The organism is Phytohabitans sp. LJ34, assembly GCF_052068095.1.
GTDB lineage: Bacteria > Actinomycetota > Actinomycetes > Mycobacteriales > Micromonosporaceae > Phytohabitans.
This window is the reverse complement of sequence record NZ_JBQHDG010000027.1, coordinates 133,858-149,901: the sequence shown is the minus strand read 5'-3', so window position 1 is coordinate 149,901 and position 16,044 is coordinate 133,858. Positions and strand designations below refer to the sequence as shown.

At 71.4% G+C, this 16,044-nt stretch carries 8 protein-coding genes; 3 read left to right on the top strand and 5 right to left on the bottom strand.

What is annotated here, in order from left to right; genetic code table 11:
- Positions 1–33: 33 nt before the first annotated feature.
- From ACTMTJ_RS38100 to ACTMTJ_RS38090, 3 genes are read right to left on the bottom strand one after another with little or no spacing between them, the layout of a single operon-like run.
- Entirely contained in the window at positions 34–444 is a 411-nt protein-coding gene (locus ACTMTJ_RS38100; protein ID WP_441223583.1) for a roadblock/LC7 domain-containing protein, read from the bottom strand.
- 25 nt (positions 445–469) lie between these two features.
- The gene (locus tag ACTMTJ_RS38095) at positions 470–2,995 is read right to left on the bottom strand and encodes a LuxR C-terminal-related transcriptional regulator (protein ID WP_441223581.1); all 2,526 of its coding nucleotides are present in this window, start codon (positions 2,993–2,995) and stop codon (positions 470–472) included.
- Positions 2,992–4,251, bottom strand: a complete 1,260-nt coding sequence (locus tag ACTMTJ_RS38090; protein ID WP_441223579.1) for an Hsp70 family protein — start codon at positions 4,249–4,251, stop codon at positions 2,992–2,994. The genes ACTMTJ_RS38095 and ACTMTJ_RS38090 overlap by 4 nt, the downstream gene beginning before the upstream one ends.
- Before the next feature lie 158 nt (positions 4,252–4,409).
- Between ACTMTJ_RS38090 and ACTMTJ_RS38085 the strand changes: the two genes are divergently transcribed.
- From ACTMTJ_RS38085 to ACTMTJ_RS38075, 3 genes are all read left to right on the top strand, one after another.
- Positions 4,410–5,309: an IniB N-terminal domain-containing protein gene (locus tag ACTMTJ_RS38085; RefSeq protein ID WP_441223578.1), complete on the top strand. Its 900-nt coding sequence runs from the start codon at positions 4,410–4,412 to the stop codon at positions 5,307–5,309.
- A gap of 156 nt (positions 5,310–5,465) precedes the next feature.
- Positions 5,466–7,286, top strand: a complete 1,821-nt coding sequence (locus ACTMTJ_RS38080; RefSeq protein ID WP_441223616.1) for a dynamin family protein — start codon at positions 5,466–5,468, stop codon at positions 7,284–7,286.
- 52 nt (positions 7,287–7,338) lie between these two features.
- Positions 7,339–8,766, top strand: a complete 1,428-nt coding sequence (locus tag ACTMTJ_RS38075; protein ID WP_441223577.1) for a dynamin family protein — start codon at positions 7,339–7,341, stop codon at positions 8,764–8,766.
- A 312-nt stretch (positions 8,767–9,078) separates the two neighbouring features.
- Here ACTMTJ_RS38075 and ACTMTJ_RS38070 read toward each other — a convergent pair whose 3' ends face one another.
- Together ACTMTJ_RS38070 and ACTMTJ_RS38065 are read right to left on the bottom strand one after the other, a co-directional pair.
- Positions 9,079–13,971 (bottom strand): DNA repair ATPase, encoded by a 4,893-nt coding sequence (locus ACTMTJ_RS38070; RefSeq protein WP_441223575.1) that lies wholly within the window; start codon positions 13,969–13,971, stop codon positions 9,079–9,081.
- Positions 13,968–16,037, bottom strand: a complete 2,070-nt coding sequence (locus ACTMTJ_RS38065) for a flotillin family protein (protein WP_441223574.1) — start codon at positions 16,035–16,037, stop codon at positions 13,968–13,970. The genes ACTMTJ_RS38070 and ACTMTJ_RS38065 overlap by 4 nt, the downstream gene beginning before the upstream one ends.
- Positions 16,038–16,044 lie beyond the last annotated feature (7 nt).

The following is a 16,044-nucleotide window of genomic DNA, read 5'->3' as shown; positions in this document are numbered from 1 at the left end:
TCGCGGTAGCGCTGATCTCCCGGCCTGGGATTTTTACGACGAGGCGGCGAGTGCGGTGAACGCGGGCAGGTGGTGGTCGGCGCGGCCGGCGAAGAGTGCCATCTCGTAGGCGATCGCGTCGACGTCGGAGTCGGCCTCGAAGACGACGGCCAGGATGGCGCCGCCGGCGGTGGCGGTCACGAAGAGGAACTTTTCCCGCATCTCGATGGTGATCTGCCGGACGGCGCCGCTCTCGGTGTGGCGGCCGGCGGCGACCGCCAGTGCGTACAGGCCCGCGGCCACAGTGGACAGCTGGTCGGCGGCCATCGGGCCGGCGTGGCGGGAGGCGGCCAGCAGGAGGCCGTCGGGGGAAATCGCTACGGCATGCTCGGCACCGCGAACGCGGTCGACGACGTCGTCGAGAAGCCATGCCAGGTCATCGCTCGTAACCGCCGGGTGCGCCACGTCGTCTCCCCCTCGTCGAAAATCTTCAGTCCATCGGGCGGCGCGGCCAAGGGGCCCGGCGCGACGCTGCGCCCGGCCGGTCCGCGGTCATGGCACGCAGCTTGGCGAGCAGGTCGCCGCGGTTGGCGCAGCCCAGCCGCTGGCGCATGCGTGCCACGTGGTGCTCGACCGTCTTGGCCGATATGAAGAGGCGGTCGCCGATCTGTCGATACGTCAGGCCGTCGAGTACCAGATCCGCCACCTCCTGTTCGCGCTCGCTGAGCAGGCTCTCCGCAGGCGCGGTGAACGCCTCTGTGACTTGCGCCACGGCCGGCTGCGCCGCCGTCGAGGAACCGCCTCCGCGGGCGGAGCCCTGGAGCAACCGGGCGCAATCGAGCAACGCGGTCATGGCCTTGCGGTCCGACGTACGGATCGCCGCCTGCCCCGCCAGCCGGGCGCCGTCCCACCAGAGTCCCGCACCGTGCAACCCCCTGGCGGCAGCCTCCACTTTGGCCGGATCGACCGCCCCGCGCAGTGTCTCCAGCCAACTTTCCGCCGCTGCCGCTACCACCGCACCGTACCGGCTGTGCTTGGCGGTCGCCACCAACGCGGCGGCGTGTTCATCGGCAGTTGTGGGTTCCTCGGCGATGATGGCCGCGTGCAGGCCGCACCAGTGCAGCGGCGCCGTCCACAGTGGTGGGCGACCGATGCGGTCGAGCAGCCGCCACGCCTCGCCCAGGTGGGTCGCGATGCGGGACTGCTCGCCCAGGCGGGCGGCGGCGACGGCCAGCTCACCGAGGGGCAACAGCGAGTACAGGTCGACCGGGTGCCGCATCACCGCCTCGCGGGCCTGCGCCCAGGCGCGGTGCAGGGCGGCGAGGTCGCTGTTGCGGCGGGCGATGCCGGCCTCGAGTGCGGTGGCGAAGAGCAGGTCGCGCGGCTCCAGCGGCCGGGTGCCGGCGGTGGCGAGGTGCTCGGCGGCCGCGGCGGTGCGGCCGCGCACCATCTGCATCCAGCCCTGCAAAAGGCGGTGGCGGCGGGACATCAGCGCGGCGCCCACGTCGGCCGCGATGGCCCGGTCGAGCACCGCCTCGCCGGTGTCCAACTCGCCACAGTGGAGGGCCACCAGCGCGGCGAGCGCGGCCGGGCTGTCCGGCAGCAGCACCGCGCGGCCGGCCGGCTCCAGCAGCGCGGCCGCCTGGACCAATGTGGACAGCGCCGCGGTGGCCGAGCCGGTAAGGGACTCCCGGATGCCGCTCGCCATCAGCGCCGCCGCGCCGGTGAGCAGCGTGGGCGGACCGTCCGGCGGGACCAGGTCGTCGGCCCGGCCGAGCTGGCCCGTGCCGATGAAGCCGATCGCGGCGAACGACACCGAAGACGTGGTGCCCGACCACCGGTACAGCTCGGCGCTGCGGCCGAGCTGGCCCCGGTGGGCGAGCGCGGAGCCCGATACCGCCGCGCCCACCGCGCGGTCCGGCGAGCCCTCCGCGGCGACGAGGCGGTCGGCCAGGCGCAGGCCGGAGTCGAGGTCGCCGGAGAGTGCCGCGGCCAGCGCGCGGCGCGCGTCGGTCGGTCGCCCGGCGGAGGCCGCGACCGCGAACAGCTCAGCGGCCAGCGCCGGCTCGTCGACGAGGGCCTCTTCGGCCGCGGCCTCGAACATCGCGGCGAGACCACCACCGCTCACACCGGCCTCGCGCAGGGCACGCACCAGCGGGAGTACCGCACCGCCGCGCGCGAGCTGGAGCTCGGCCAGCCGCTGCCACACGGCGGTGCGGTGGGCGGCCGGGCTGAGCGAGGCGACCGCGCGGCGCGCGACCGGCACCAGCCGGCCGTCCGGGGCCAGGAGTCCGGTGGCGCGGGCCGCGTCGAGCAGGTCGTCGACGGCGTCCGGTGCGCGGCCGAGCAGCGCGCCGAGCAGGTCGGTGGGGAGCTCCACGCCCGTGGCGGCGGCGAGCAGCAGCGCGCGCAGCTCGGCGTCGAGGTCGTCGAGGTCGGCCCGAAACTGCACCAGGACCTGCGGGGGCACACCAGCATCCGGCCGCTCGGCCACCGGCGCAAGCCGGTCCACCAATCGGGGTACACCACCGGTCTGCGCGAACACGTACTTCGCGGCGGTGGCGCCCGCCTCGACGCCGAGGTGCTTCGCGGTCTGCTCGACGGTGAAAGGGCTCAGCACCAGCGGTGGCCCGTCCAGCCGGAGCAGCTCAAGCAGCTCGGCGAGGGCGGCTGGACGGGGCCACGGCCGGTACGCCAGCACGATGCCGGGCCGGCGCGCTTCGACGAGCGCGCGCAGCTCGCGCAGCCGCTCGTCTCCCAATCTGTGGGCGTCATCCAAAACAAGTACGAACGGACCGTCCTGCGGTGACACGTCCTGCCACGCGTCGACCACCGGCACGTCGGCATGGCGGTAGATCCGAGTCAGCTCCCGCAGCAGCAGGCTCTTGCCGTATCCGCCGGGTGCTTGAATGGCCACCCGCAGCGACGCGTGCGGCGCGGCGGTGGCCGCGTCGAGCAGCGCCGCGGTCGGTTCATCCAGGACGAGCCGCGGGGCCTGGACGATGCGGGAGCTCAAGCTTGGCCTCCTACCAGGCCGAAGAGGCGCTGTGTCGGCCGGAGTCGCAACGGTGTGATGTCGACGGGCGGGCGCGGTGGCGGGCCGGCGTCCATGCCATCTTGCACGAACGGCGGCGGCTCATGGTTCGACGACTCGATGGCCCGCTGCTCGGGAATCCACATTGGATCCTGCCGCCACGCGCTTGGCGGCGACAGCACCTGCACCGCGGCGAGCGCCGCCCCGGCGGCCGCCGTGCTCTGCGGCTCGGCCTCCACCGCGACCGGCCCGGGCAGTGCGGCGCGGAGCAGCTCCGCGACCAGCGGCATCCGCGCCGCGCCACCCACGAGGAGGACACCGTCCAGCTCGCGCCGCCGCAGGCCGCAGGACCGCACCACCTGCGCCAACGTCTCGACGCTCAGCTCCAGCGCCGGCCGGACCAGCTCTTCGAGCTCGGCCCGGCTGACCGGCACCCGCACGTGCCCGTGGGACGTGCTGAGCACCACTTCGGCCTCGGTGGACGTGGTCAGTTCCTCCTTCACCCGCCGGCACTCCCGGCGCAGGCCGAAGAGCGCGATCCGGGCCTGCGGGCCGCTCGTGAAGATCTCCCGCAGGTCCCGGTCGAGCCGCGACCGCACGTGGTCGACGAGGGCCTCGTCGACGTCCGCGCCGCCGAACGGCTCGATCGCGCCCGCACTGCCGAGGAGTTGGAAGCCGACACCCTCCGCCCAGCGCACGACCGAAGCCTCGTAGTCGCTGCCGCCCAGGGAGTACACGCCGAAGGTGCGGCCCCTCCAGCCGCTCGCGGCGTGACTCTCGGCAGCGACGACAGGCTCCGGCAGCAACGTGACGTTGGCCAGGCCGATCTCCCATAGCGCCCGGTGCAACAGCTCCCGGCGATACGCGCCCCATGCGGCGGGGTGGCTGATCACCACCTGCTCAGCCGGCTCCCCCTCGTGAGCCAGCACCCGCTCGACCACCCACATGGCCAGCACGGCGGTGAGCGCCTGCGGTGTGCAGGGCTCGCCACCCACGATGAGCGGCACGTCGTCGCCGATGCGCCGGACGAAACCGCGCGCGACCCGGCCAGCGTCAAGCTGCACCGGCTCGCCCACCGTAAGCGCGCCGTCACCCGCGACGTGCAGCACCGACGGCACGGCCGTGGACCTCGTCCCGAGTCGCACGACCTCGGGCACCAGCCATCTCGCGTTACCCAGACGCGAGACGGCGGCGGTCGTGGTCGTGCCACCGATGTCGATCCCCAGCACGTACGGCATCCGAGTGCTCTCCTCCCAGCGGACCCATACGTTCGTACCAGAGATGTTCGCCCTGCTGAGCCACTAATTCTGGCGCGACGGACCCCCTAATCCCCTAACCGGGAAACCCGGCGCGGTCCCCGATGCCCGGCGGTTGGCGCCCTCATACGGTCAGCGGCATGGAATCGACCCAGACACTGCACGACTTCGTGCTGAACCTCCTCACCAACCCCGAGGCGCGCTCGGCCTTCGAGCTGGACCCCGAGGGCACGCTCAACGCCGCGGGGCTCGGTGACATCACCGCCGCGGACGTGCAGGACGTGGTCCCCCTGGTCGTGGACTACGCGCCGGTACAGGGGATCACCGGCCTGGCGCCGACGAGCGACCTCGGCCTCGGCCAGGTGGCCGCACTCGGCGACACCACCAACGCGATCGGCCAGCTCCAGTCGGTCACGCAGCAGCTCTCGCTCGGCGTACCCGCCCCCAGCGCCGACGCGAACGTCAACGTCGCCGCGGTGGGTGCCATCACTGTGGACACCAGCGGCATCAGCCTCGCGACGACCGGCATCATCCCCGGCATCGGCGTCGCGGCAAGCACTTCGGGCGCATCCGTCGACCTCTCCGGCGTGCACGACGTGGCCGGCACGCTCGACTCCGATGTGGTCGGTCCGATCGGCGCGGACGCGACCGGCACGGTCGACGCGACGCTGGGCACCGCCACCGGCCTGGTCCCGGGTGCGCCCGTCGACGACGTCCTCGGCACCACCGACGACACCCTGGGCACCGTCGACGGGCAGCTCGACGGCGTGACCGGCCTGGTCGGCTCGGTGACCGCCGGCGTCGGCGTTCCCCCGGTCGACCTGCCGGAGCTCAACGACACCCTGGGCAGCGACTCGCTGCTGAGCGGCGCCACCAGCACCGTGGACAGCACGCTCGACGGCGTCGGCGTGGGTGGCCTGCTGGGCGGCGGCGCCGAGGCGCACGGCTCGGCTGGCGTGCACGGCACCGTGCACGGCTCGGCGACCGCCGACACGCACGCCGATGGCGGCCTCCTCGGCGTCACCGACATCCTGTTCTGATTTCGTCTGAAAAACCCGCCGTCACTGCCTGAACGACCCGGCGTCACGGCTGGTTTTCTAAGCGTTACCGCGGTCCCAGGGATGGGAGGCCGGACTCGGGCCCGGTCTCCCATCCCTCTTGATATATGAGTGGAAATCAGCAGACTTGGTCCGGTGATGGCACCGATCTGGCTCGACACCCTCGACGAGACGGCTCGGGTATGCGCGGCGCACAGCCGCACCGACCTGGTCCGGTGGCTCCTGCAAAAGCGGGAGCAGCTATTGGACCCCACCCTGCGCGTGCTTGTCGTGGGCGAGCCCAAGCAGGGTAAGAGCCAGCTCGTCAACGCGTTGATAAACGCGCCGGTCTGCCCCGTCGGCGACGGGCTCACCACGGCGATCCCCACGGTCGTGCGGCACGCGGAGTCGCCCTCCGCGGCGCTGGTGCACGACGGCGACGCGGACGAGCGCGTGCCGATGCCCGTCGCGGACATCGCCGCCCGGATCAGCGCCACGACGCCGGGCCGGCGGCCGGGCGCGAGCGAAGTGCACGCCGAGATCGGTGTCCCTCGTGGACTGTTGGCCAGCGGCATCGTGCTCATCGACACCCCGGGCGCCGATGGCGACGACCCGACCACCGGCGCGGGCATCGCCGCGGTGGGCCGGGCAGACGTCGTGGTGATGGTCACCGACGCGACCCGCGAGCTCTCCGTCTCCGAGGTCAACCTGCTGCTCCAGATCATGCAGTCGCACCCGCGGGTGGTCGTCGCGCTCACCAAGATCGACATCTCGCCGCACTGGCGGGCCGTGGCGGAGCGCAACAGGGAGCACCTCGCGAGCGCCGGCGTGCCGGCCACACTCGTTCCCGTGTCGGCGACGCTGCGGCTACAGGCCGCGCGCACCAACGACAAGGCGGTCAACGCCGAGTCCGGCTTCCCCGACCTGATCGCCCGGCTCAAGCGCGAGCAGGGCTCCAAGGGCGAGGTGCTCGCACCCGCGGCGGTCGGACTGATGGCCAGCACGGTCATCGAGCAGCTCGCCGCACCACTGCGCGCCGAGATGTCCACTGAGGACTCCGGGTCGCTGCACCGGCTGTACGAGGCGCAGCGCGGGCTCGACGAGCTGCGCCGCTGCGCCACCCGCTGGCAAAACACGCTGTCCGACGAGATGACGGATCTGATGTCCGACATCGAGTACGACCTGCGCGACCGCACCAGGCAGATCATGCGCAAGGTCGACGAGGCGTTCGAGACGGCCGACCCGCTGAAGACCTGGGACGACTACCAGGCATGGATGGAGCAGAGCCTGACCGAGGCCGCCGAGGCCAACTTCGCGTGGCTGGTGCAGCGGTGCGACTGGATCACCGGCCGGGTCGCCGACCACTTCGTCCGGTACGGCGCCGACATCCTCCCCGAGTGGCGGGCGGGCATCCCCGACCGGCTCGCCGAGCAGCTGGAGGAGATCGAGCGGCCGAGCGTGGAGAAGTTCACGCCGGTACAGAAGATCTTCAGCGGCCTCCGCGGTTCGTACGGCGGGCTGCTCATGTTCGGCCTCGCCACGACGCTCGCCGGCATGCCGCTGATCAACCCGGTCTCCCTCGGCGCCGGCGCGCTCTTCGGCGGCAAGACCATCCGCGACGAGGGCAAGACGATGCTGCGCCGCCGCCAGGCCGCGGCCAAGGTGGCGTCGCAGCGGCACGTCGACGACTTCTTCCTGCGGCTCAACAAGGAGTGCAAAGACACCGCGCGGTGGGTGCAGCGGGCGCTGCGCGACCACTTCACCGGGCTGACCGAGCAGCTACAGGAGGCGATCGTCGACTCGCTGCGCACGGCGAAGCAGGCCGCGGACGCCGACGCGCTGGAGCGCGAGCAGCGCAAGCGCGAGGTGCAGCAGCAGATGCGCCGGCTCGCCGCGCTGTACGAGCGGGCCCAGGCCCTGACCGCGCTCGGCAGCCCCCGCGTGCCGCAGCAGCGTCGCCCCCTGGAGCCGGTTGGATGAAGCACCCCACGACAACGCTCCGCTGCGCTCCACGTTTATGCGGGGACCCCGCGTGACATCAGCTCTGGAAGAGTCGGTGTGGCGCCTCATGCACGAAGCGCTCGACCTCTACCACGACAGCCCGCCCGCCACCGACCAGCTGCGCCACCACCTGAGCCGGTTCGACGAGCCGCTGCGGATCGCGATCGCCGGTCCCTGGCAGGCGGGCAAGTCCACATTAGTCAACGCGATCGTCGGCGAGGAGGTCGCACCCATCGAGGTGCCCGACGCCGAGCAGGTTTTCACCTGGTACCAGGACGGGCCCGAGCCGCACGCCACCGCGTACCCGGCGGGGGTCGAGCTGCCGGTCGCGCGCACGGCGAACGGGTTGCGGGTGGACATCCGGCGGTGGCAGCCGGCGCCCGTCAACGACCTGGTGGTCACCTGGCCCAGCCGGGCGCTGCGCAACGCCACCATTGTGGACACCCCGGCGCTGCCGGAGTCCGGCGACAAGGTGCTGCGCGACGCGGACGCGGTGCTCTACCTGACCCGCGACGGGCGCGGCACCGACCTGGAGTGGCTGGAAGCGGCACAGGACGGCACGGTCGCCCGCGCCGCACCGGTCAACGTGATCCTCGTCCTCTCCCGGGCCGACGAGATCGGCGGCGGCCGCATCGACGCGCTGCTCGCGGCGAAGCAACTGGCCCGCAAACACCACCGCGACCACCACGTCGGCTCGCTCTGCCTGGCCGTAGTGGCGCTCGGCGGCCTGCTCGCGCTGGCCGGCCGGGTGCTGAGCGACCGTGACTTCTCGGCACTGTCCACACTGGCCCGTACCCCACGGCCGGAGCTGGAGCCGTACCTGCTGACCACCGACAGGTTCACCGGTGAAGACTTTCCCGCGCAGGTCGACGTGGAGACCCGCGTCGACCTGCTCGACCGGCTCGGCATCTTCGGTGTACGGCTCGCCACGACGCTGATCCGCACCGGCACGGGCACCGACACGCGCGCCGGGCTGGCCGCCGAGCTGGTGCGCCGCAGCGGCCTCAGCGAGCTGCGGGAAGCGGTCGGCCGGTGTTTCGTCGACCGGGCCGACGCGCTCAAGGCCCGCTCGGCGCTCACCGCGCTGGAGTCGGTGCTCCGCGCCGAGCCCCGCCCGGGCAGCGAAAAGCTCCTCGCCGACCTGGAGCACACGCTGACCAACGCGCACGACTTCCGCGAACTGCGGCTCGTCGCGGCGCTCCAGGGGCACCGGATCAAGTTCGGCGCGGAGCTGGAGGCGGAGGCGCGCCGCCTCGTCGGGGAGGGCGGCACCGCACCTGCCGCACGGCTTGGCGTCGACCCGCGCACCAATCCCGGCCAGCTGTGGGAGCTGGCCACTGACGCGCTGACGCGGTGGCAGGAGCAGACCGAAGACCCGCTGCTGAGCCTGGAGCAGCGCCGGGCCGCCGGCGTCGTCGTGCGCAGCTGCGAAGGCATCCTCCACACCTTGTCGTCCTAGAGACCTTCCGGGTCAAGATCTCGAAACAGATTTCCCGGTCCGCGTCAGCGGCGGACCGCTGCTCCCGCCGGAGACCGCGGAGGTCGGCGGCTCGCAGGACGAGCCGAAATCCCCGACCTCCACTGCCACCTCCGCGCACCAAGCCCCACCAAGCCCCAAGAGGGCAGCCCTCTTGGGCGTGAATTCTCCGCAGGGGTCCCGTATACCCGCCCAGACAGTGAGAGGGCTGCCCTCTTGAGGGCAGGACAGGGCGGGAGGGGGAAGCGGGACCGGCGGCGGACGGGTGAGGCCGCGGGAGCAGCGGTCTCGCCCCTAGGAGGCTGGCTCTTGGAGGCGTTCGGCGGCACGGTCGATCGCCGACTCCACCGCGCCCACGCGGTCGGCGAGCAGGCCCACGGCGCCCACGGCGCGGCTCATCGGGTCGTCGCCGGCGCCGCCGAGCGCTTGGGCCTTCAGGTAGCCGGCCTTCACCTCGGCCCACCGCTCGACCCGCTCGCCGGTCAGCCGCCCGCGCAGCTCGGCGAGCTTGAGCAGGTTGGCCTCCGCGTTGGCGGCCAGCGTTTGCGCCTCGCCCAGGTAGTGGTCGTCGATGACGGCTTCGAGCTCTTCCTCGTTCATCACCGGCACGATCCGCTCGGCGAGCTTGTTCATATTTCGGTACGACCCCTGGAGCTGGTACGGCGGCTCGGTGCGGGACGCGTCCGACTGGGCGGCCGAGGCGATGTACGCCTGGTTGTTGGTGAGCACGACCTGCTGCACGCGCAGCAGCTTGCGCAGCACGGCGAGGATCTGTTCCAGCTCGACCCCGGAGTACGGGTGCTGGAGCTGGTCCGGCCGCACCGACTCGTCGCCCTTCGCCAGCCGCACGAGCAGCTCGATGTCACCACGGTCCCTTGTGGAGAGCGGGGCCAGCACCTGGTTGGCGGTCAGCGAGTTTTCGATGTAGCTGAGCGCGAAGAGCTGCTCCTTGCCGGAGAGCACGTCGCCGAGGTTCCACACGTCGGCGCGGTTGGCGAGCATGTCCGGGATCCGGAAGCGCTGGCCCGACTCCGTGTACGGGTTACCCGCCATGCACACCGCGAACCGCTTGCCCCGCAGGTCGTATGTGCGCGTGCGCCCGTCCCACACGCCCTCCATCCGGCGCTGCGCGTCACAGAGCGAGATGAACTTCTGGAGCAGCTCGGGCGAGGTGTGCTGGATGTCGTCGAGGTAGAGCAGCACGTTGTTGCCCATCTCCAGGGCGAACGAGATCTTCTCCACCTCCTGCCGGGCGGTGGCGTTGGGCGCCTCGGCCGGGTCGACGGAGGTGACCGCGTGACCGAGCGCCGGACCGTTGACCTTCACGAAGACCAGGCCGAGACGGCTCGCCACGTACTCCATCAGCGTGGTCTTGCCGTAGCCGGGCGGCGAGATGAGCAGCAGCAGGCCCATCTGGTCGGTACGTTTGGCGTCACCGACCGCGCCGAGCTGGCGGGCCAGGTTGTCACCGATCAGCGGCAGGTAGACCTCGTCGAGCAGGCGGTTGCGGACGAACGCGCTCATCACCTTCGGCTGGTGCTCGGCCAGGCGCAGCCGGGTGCGCTCGCGGGCGATGAGGTCGTTGCGCTGCCGCTGGTACGCCCGGAAACCCGGGACCCGCTCGGCCCGGAAGCGGCGCACCCGGGCCAGCACCTCGTCGAGCCGCAGGTCCAGCTTGCGGCTGGCGATCCGCGGGTGGGTGCCCAGCAGACCGTCCACAGTGGCGGACAGGACGGCGGACGAGTCGTGGCGCGGCACCTCGGCGCCGCAGAGCGTGATGGCGACGGCTTCCGGCAGCTCCGGCGCGGGTGTGTCGCCGACGAACGCGGAGAGCCAGGCGGACGCGAGCTGGTGCCGGGCGGCCAGGTCGTCGCCGAGCGCACGCAGATCCTCGACGAAGGACTCCACCTTCGCGCGGTGGAAGCGGTCGAGCAGGTCGCGGGCGCCGGCGCTGGTGACGAAGCCGAACGGCGCGCTCGCCAGCTCTTCGAAGAGGTACTCACCGGCGAGGTGGTCATCCACGGAAAGGCCGCGCTCACGCAGAAACGCGCTCACCGCCGAAGAGAGCGAAGCGCGCAGCTCTTCGATCGCCGGCGCGGCGCCGAACGCGGCACGGGCTCGAGCCAGCGAACCCGCCCTCGTGGACCACGCGGCGCGGGCGGCCTCGTCGGTGCCGTACGCCCAGAAGAGCTGCGCGGCCGCGCGGGCCGCGGGCGGGTAGCGGAGCAGGCCGGCGCCGGCGTGCAGGCGCAGCAGGGCATCCAGGATCGCGGCCGCGTCCTGGTCGTGCACCCCGCGCTCATACCCCTCGTCGTAGCGCGACTCGGCGGTGCGGCGCACCAGATCGCGTAAGCCGCCGTCGGCGACCGCGGCCTCGTGCAGGACGTCGAGGTCGCCGTCGAGGAGGATCGACGCGGCGAGGAACTCGGCCCGGTACACCTCCGCCGTCTCCGAGACCAGCAGCTGCTCCCAGTAGGGGCGGGTGGCCTCGAACGCCTCGTCACGCACGGCCGCCCGGTAGTCGGTGCCGGTGACCGCGACCGCCATCCGCCCGTCCTGCGGCACGAGCGTGAGGTCGATCGACTGGGTGTTGACCGCGAAACGGTGCCGGCCCAGCGCGATCGTCTCGCCGCCGTCGCTGTAGAGGTCGAGGCGGTCGCGCAGGCTGCGCCCGGCCTCCTGGCGGGCCGCCTTGATCCGGCCGTCGAGCTCTTCGGCGCGCACCGCGTCGCCCAGGTCGCGCAGGTCCTGCGCCACCGAGCGGAGCTTGGCCACCATCGGGTCGCCGGCGAAGTACGTGTTGACCTCGTCGATCGTCTTCAGGACGGCGATCCGCCGGTGCACGCTCGCGAGGATGCGGTCGGCCGAGTCGACGAGCCGGTCGGAGCGGCGCGCCCGCTCGTCGAGCAACGCCTGCTTGCGCGCGGAAAAGACCTCGTACACGTCGGTGCGCTTGGCACCGAGGTCGGCGAGGAAGTCGTCGAACTCGCCGAAGCGCGACTCGAGGTTTTCCAGCTGGAGCAGCAGCCGGCCGAGCTGCTCGTCGCAGCGCTCCGGGGTGTCCGAGACCGCGAGCGCGCCCGTGATGGCCTGGCCCAGCAGCGCGAACTCCGCCGCGAACTCGGCCCGCCCCTCGGTGGCGAGCAGCTCCTTGCGCCGGCCCTCCAATGTGGCCCGGGCCCGGTTGACGCCGCCGAGCACCTCGCCGATCCGCTCCAGGATGCTCGTGCGCACCGTGGCGTCGGCGATGTCGAGCGAGCCGACCACCTCGGTGATGACCTGCATCCCCTCGGCCTGCGCACCGAGCCGATCGCCGAGCGGCTCGGCCGCCGCGACGGTGGCGATGCCCTCGGCCTCGGCGACGAGCCGGTCGATCTCCGCGTGGTATCCGGTGAACGCGTCGTCGCGCTGGAGGAACGACACCGCGCGCTTCGCGGCGGATGCCAGCTCGTCGTCGAGTACCCGCGTCAGCTCGTCGATCCGCGCGATGTCCACGTAGCGCAGCTCGCGGAGCGTCACCAGATGGCCCTGCGCCGAGCGGAGGTCGGCCAGCTGCGCCACCCAGCCGTCCGTCGACTGTGGAGCCTCGCCACGGGTGCGGCGGATCAGCGACTGGATCCGGCCGGACGCCTCCTCCAGTGCGGTGGCGGCCTGCGTGGTGAGCGCCTGCACCTTTTCGAACTCGTCGAGCACCTGCTCGGCGGTGGCCCGCACTTCCGACAGCGGCGTGCGCAGGTCGCCGAGCTCCTGCTCGCCCAGCCAGTGGTAGTGGTCGAAGATGCGGGCGCAGGTCGCGATCAGGCTCTCGAAGACGCCGGTGGAGGGCCGCATCTCGTCGGTCATCCGGGCCACCGAGAGGCAGTCCGAGATGCCGCGAACCAGGTCGGCGTTGCCCACCCGCTCAAGTGGCCCGGTGCCGACCGGCTGCGCGGCCGCGTACGTGTCGGACAGGTACGGCGTCTGCCACACCTGCATCGGGTGCACCCGGGTCGGCTCCTCGGACGTCGCCCGAAACACCACGAGCGTGCCGTCGTCGAAGAGCGAGTAGCCGTGGCACGGGATCGGCGTGGCTACCTCTTTGCGGATCACGTTGTACGGCAACAGGAGCGAGCGACCCTCGGCCCGCGCGTGGAAGACGTAGAGCACGTCCTCCCCGTTTGTCGAGCGGATGACCCGGTCGAACTCCAGGCTCGCCACGTCGGTGTCGAACGTCTTGTTGACGCCCGTCGCGAGATAGTAGCCGCCGGGGAAGATGATGCCGTGGTCTTCGGGCAGCCGCTGGCACGCCTGCCCGATGCCGTCGAGCCGCACGACGGTCTTGGTGCGGGTGTTGAAGACGAGGTGGCGCCAGACCGTCTCCTTGTACGGCCGCACCCGCAGCAGGATCAGCGGCCCGACCCGCGCGTAGTGGATGTCGGCGTCGGCGAGGCTCTGGAGCGGCTCGTCGACCGGCTCGGCGTAGATGCCCTCACCGGTCTCGGTGTTGTTTTCCACCTTGACGGTGAGGTTGCCGCCGACCGCCTCCACGAAGACCTCGTCGGCGATGGAGATGTGCGGGTGGCGGCCGAGCACGTGGTTTTCCCGGGTGGTCTCGACCCACTCGAAGTCGTGCGGCGACGGAAACGTGTGGTCGCGCTCGCCCCGGTTGTCCATGTAGGACACCGCACCGTCGGTGGCCACCTGCCACCGCAGTACCCGGATGTCTTCGATGTTGGGACCGGTCTGGAAGATCGCGAGCAGCCGGCCGTCGAGACGGCGCAGCTGGAGCAGCCGGGTCTCCTTGTAGTACCGGTACAGCTCGCCGAAGTCGCGCAGGAACTGCGGGTCGCGCAGCCACGGCACCTCGCCGGCCGGCTCGAAGCGAAACGCCTCGCCGTCGCGGCTGAACGCGTGCACCGCGAACACGTCGTCGACGGTCGTCTCCGGCTTGAGCCCGATGAACACGTTGTAGCCGAAGAGCATCAGCCCGCCGATCGACACGATGTCGCGCGGCACGCAGTTGTTTTCCGTACGGATCCGCTCGGTGCCGACAAGCCGCATCTCGGCGCTGCCGAACACCTCCAGGCGGCGCGCGTTGAGCGCCTCCGCCCGGCGGGCCAGCTCGGCCGAACGATCGGCGAGCCGGCCGCGCAGGACCTCGTACGTGCCGACGTCGAGCTTCGGAGAAGCCTCGGCGGTTACCGTCATTTCGCGTTCAGCTCAGCCAGGGGCGCGTCGGCGAGGCCGAGCCGCTTCGCGGCCTGGAGCAACTCCTTCAGCTTTTCCGCGTCGGCACCGCCGGACTTGATCTGCTGGAGCAGGAACGCGGAGAGCGTCAGGTTTTGCACGTCGGCCGTGTTGAGCGACTTGAGCATCTCGGCCAGATCCTTGGTGAAGTCGGCCGACCCGTCGAGCCACGGCTTGGCGAGCGTCTGCGCCACGTCGGAGTGGCCGACGAAGCCGTCGACCGCCTTGCCCGCGGTGATCGAGCTCATCAGCCGGTCGAAGAAGATGCTGTCGCCGCCGACGATGTCGATGTTCGCCTTCTCCAGGCCCTTCGACACGACCGACGCCTGCGACTCGGCGATCTGCCGCTGCACGTCGAGGCCGGCGAGCCGGATCTCCTTCTCCGCCTCCAGCCGCAGGCGGTACTCCTCGTGCTCGCGGGTCGCCTCGTCGAGCGCGGCCATCGCGGCGGCCTTCTCGGTGAGACCCTCGGCCTCGCCCTTCAGCTTTTCGCGCACCGCGTCGGCCAGCGCGAGGGCCTTCTCCCGCTCGACCGCGGCCTCCGCCCTGCCCAGCTTTTCCGTGCCCTCGGCCGTGGCGAGCGCCTTCTCCCGCTCCACGGCGGCCTCGGCCCGGCCGACCTTCTCGATGGCGGCCGCGTCGCGCTCGCGCACCTGCACGTCAGCGAGCCCGGCGGCGGCCGCCTCGGCCTGTGCGCCCTCGGCCAGCCGGATCTTCGCCCGGGTGTCGAGCTCGGCCGCCTGCTGCCGCGCCTCGGCCAGCACCAGCGCCTCGCGGGCCTTGTGCTTGGCCGCCGCCTCGGCCGCCTCCGCCGCCTTGATGTCCTTGACCAACGCCTCCTGCGCCTCGGCCTCGGCCTGGATGACGGTCGCCTGGCGCACCCGCTCGGCCTCCTCGACCACCCGCAGGCGCTTGATGTTCTCCTCCTGCTCGGCGACCGTCTTCTCGACCGCGATCCGCTCCCGCACCACCTCGGCGATCAGCCGCTTTTCGCCCTCGACCTCCTTGTCCTTGGAGATCGTGGTCAGCTCGGTCTCCCGCTGCCGGGCGATGACCTCGAGCATGCGGTCCTTCTCGATCCGCTCGGTCTCGATCGCGATGACCCGCTCGCGGTTCTTCTCCGCGACCGCGATCTCGCGGGCCTTGTTTTCCATCTGGATGCCCAGCTGCTCTTCGGCCCGGATGTTGGCGCCTTCGGCCTTCTGGCGCTCCTCCGCCCGTACCCGGGAGATCTCCGCCTCCTCGCGGGCCCGCATGGTCTCGACCTCGCGGCGCTGCTTGATCTCCGCCTCCGCCTGCTGCCGCTCCAGCTCCAGGATCGCCTGGCGGGCGTCGACGTTTTGGCGGGTGATCTCCTTCTCTTCGGTCTTCTGGAACTCGTTGGTCCGCACGTGCTCGATCGCGGTCAGCTCGGTGATCTTCCGGATGCCTTGCGCGTCAAGGATGTTGGCCGGGTCGAGCCGGGCCATCGGCGTCTGCTCCAGGAAGTCGATCGCCGCGTCTTCGAGGCTGTACCCGTTGAGGTCGGTGCCGATCACCGCGATGATCTGGTCACGGAACTCGTCCCGCTTCGTGTACAGGTCGACGAAGTCGAGCTGCTTGCCTACGGTCTTGAGCGCCTCGGAAAACTTCGCGTTGAACAGCTCCTGAAGCGTCTCCTGGTCGCTGGCCCGCGCCGTGCCGATGGCCTGCGCCACCTTGATGACGTCTTCGACCGTCTTGTTCACCCGCACGAAGAATGTGATCCGGATGTCGGCTCGGATGTTGTCGCGGCAGATGAGCCCCTCGTTACCGGTGCGCTCGATGTCGATCGTCTTGACCGAGATGTCCATGATCTCGGCCTTGTTGAAGACCGGCAGCACGACCGCGCCGGTGAACGTGACGTCGACCTTCCGGATCTTCGAGATGATGAGCGCCTTGCCCTGCTCCACCTTGCGGAACAGCCGGCTCACCATGAACAGCAACACGATGACGACGAGAAGCACGACGGCGACGAGCACGCCGAAGCCGGTGGTGATGACGTCCATGAGGGGT

Coding starts and splice junctions, on each gene's coding strand:
- ACTMTJ_RS38090 (WP_441223579.1), bottom strand. CDS start 4,251: ATGCCGTACGTGCTGGGGATCGACATCGGTGGCACGACCACGACCGCC.
- ACTMTJ_RS38070 (WP_441223575.1), bottom strand. CDS start 13,971: ATGACGGTAACCGCCGAGGCTTCTCCGAAGCTCGACGTCGGCACGTAC.
- ACTMTJ_RS38080 (WP_441223616.1), top strand. CDS start 5,466: ATGGCACCGATCTGGCTCGACACCCTCGACGAGACGGCTCGGGTATGC.
- ACTMTJ_RS38065 (WP_441223574.1), bottom strand. CDS start 16,037: ATGGACGTCATCACCACCGGCTTCGGCGTGCTCGTCGCCGTCGTGCTT.
- ACTMTJ_RS38085 (WP_441223578.1), top strand. CDS start 4,410: ATGGAATCGACCCAGACACTGCACGACTTCGTGCTGAACCTCCTCACC.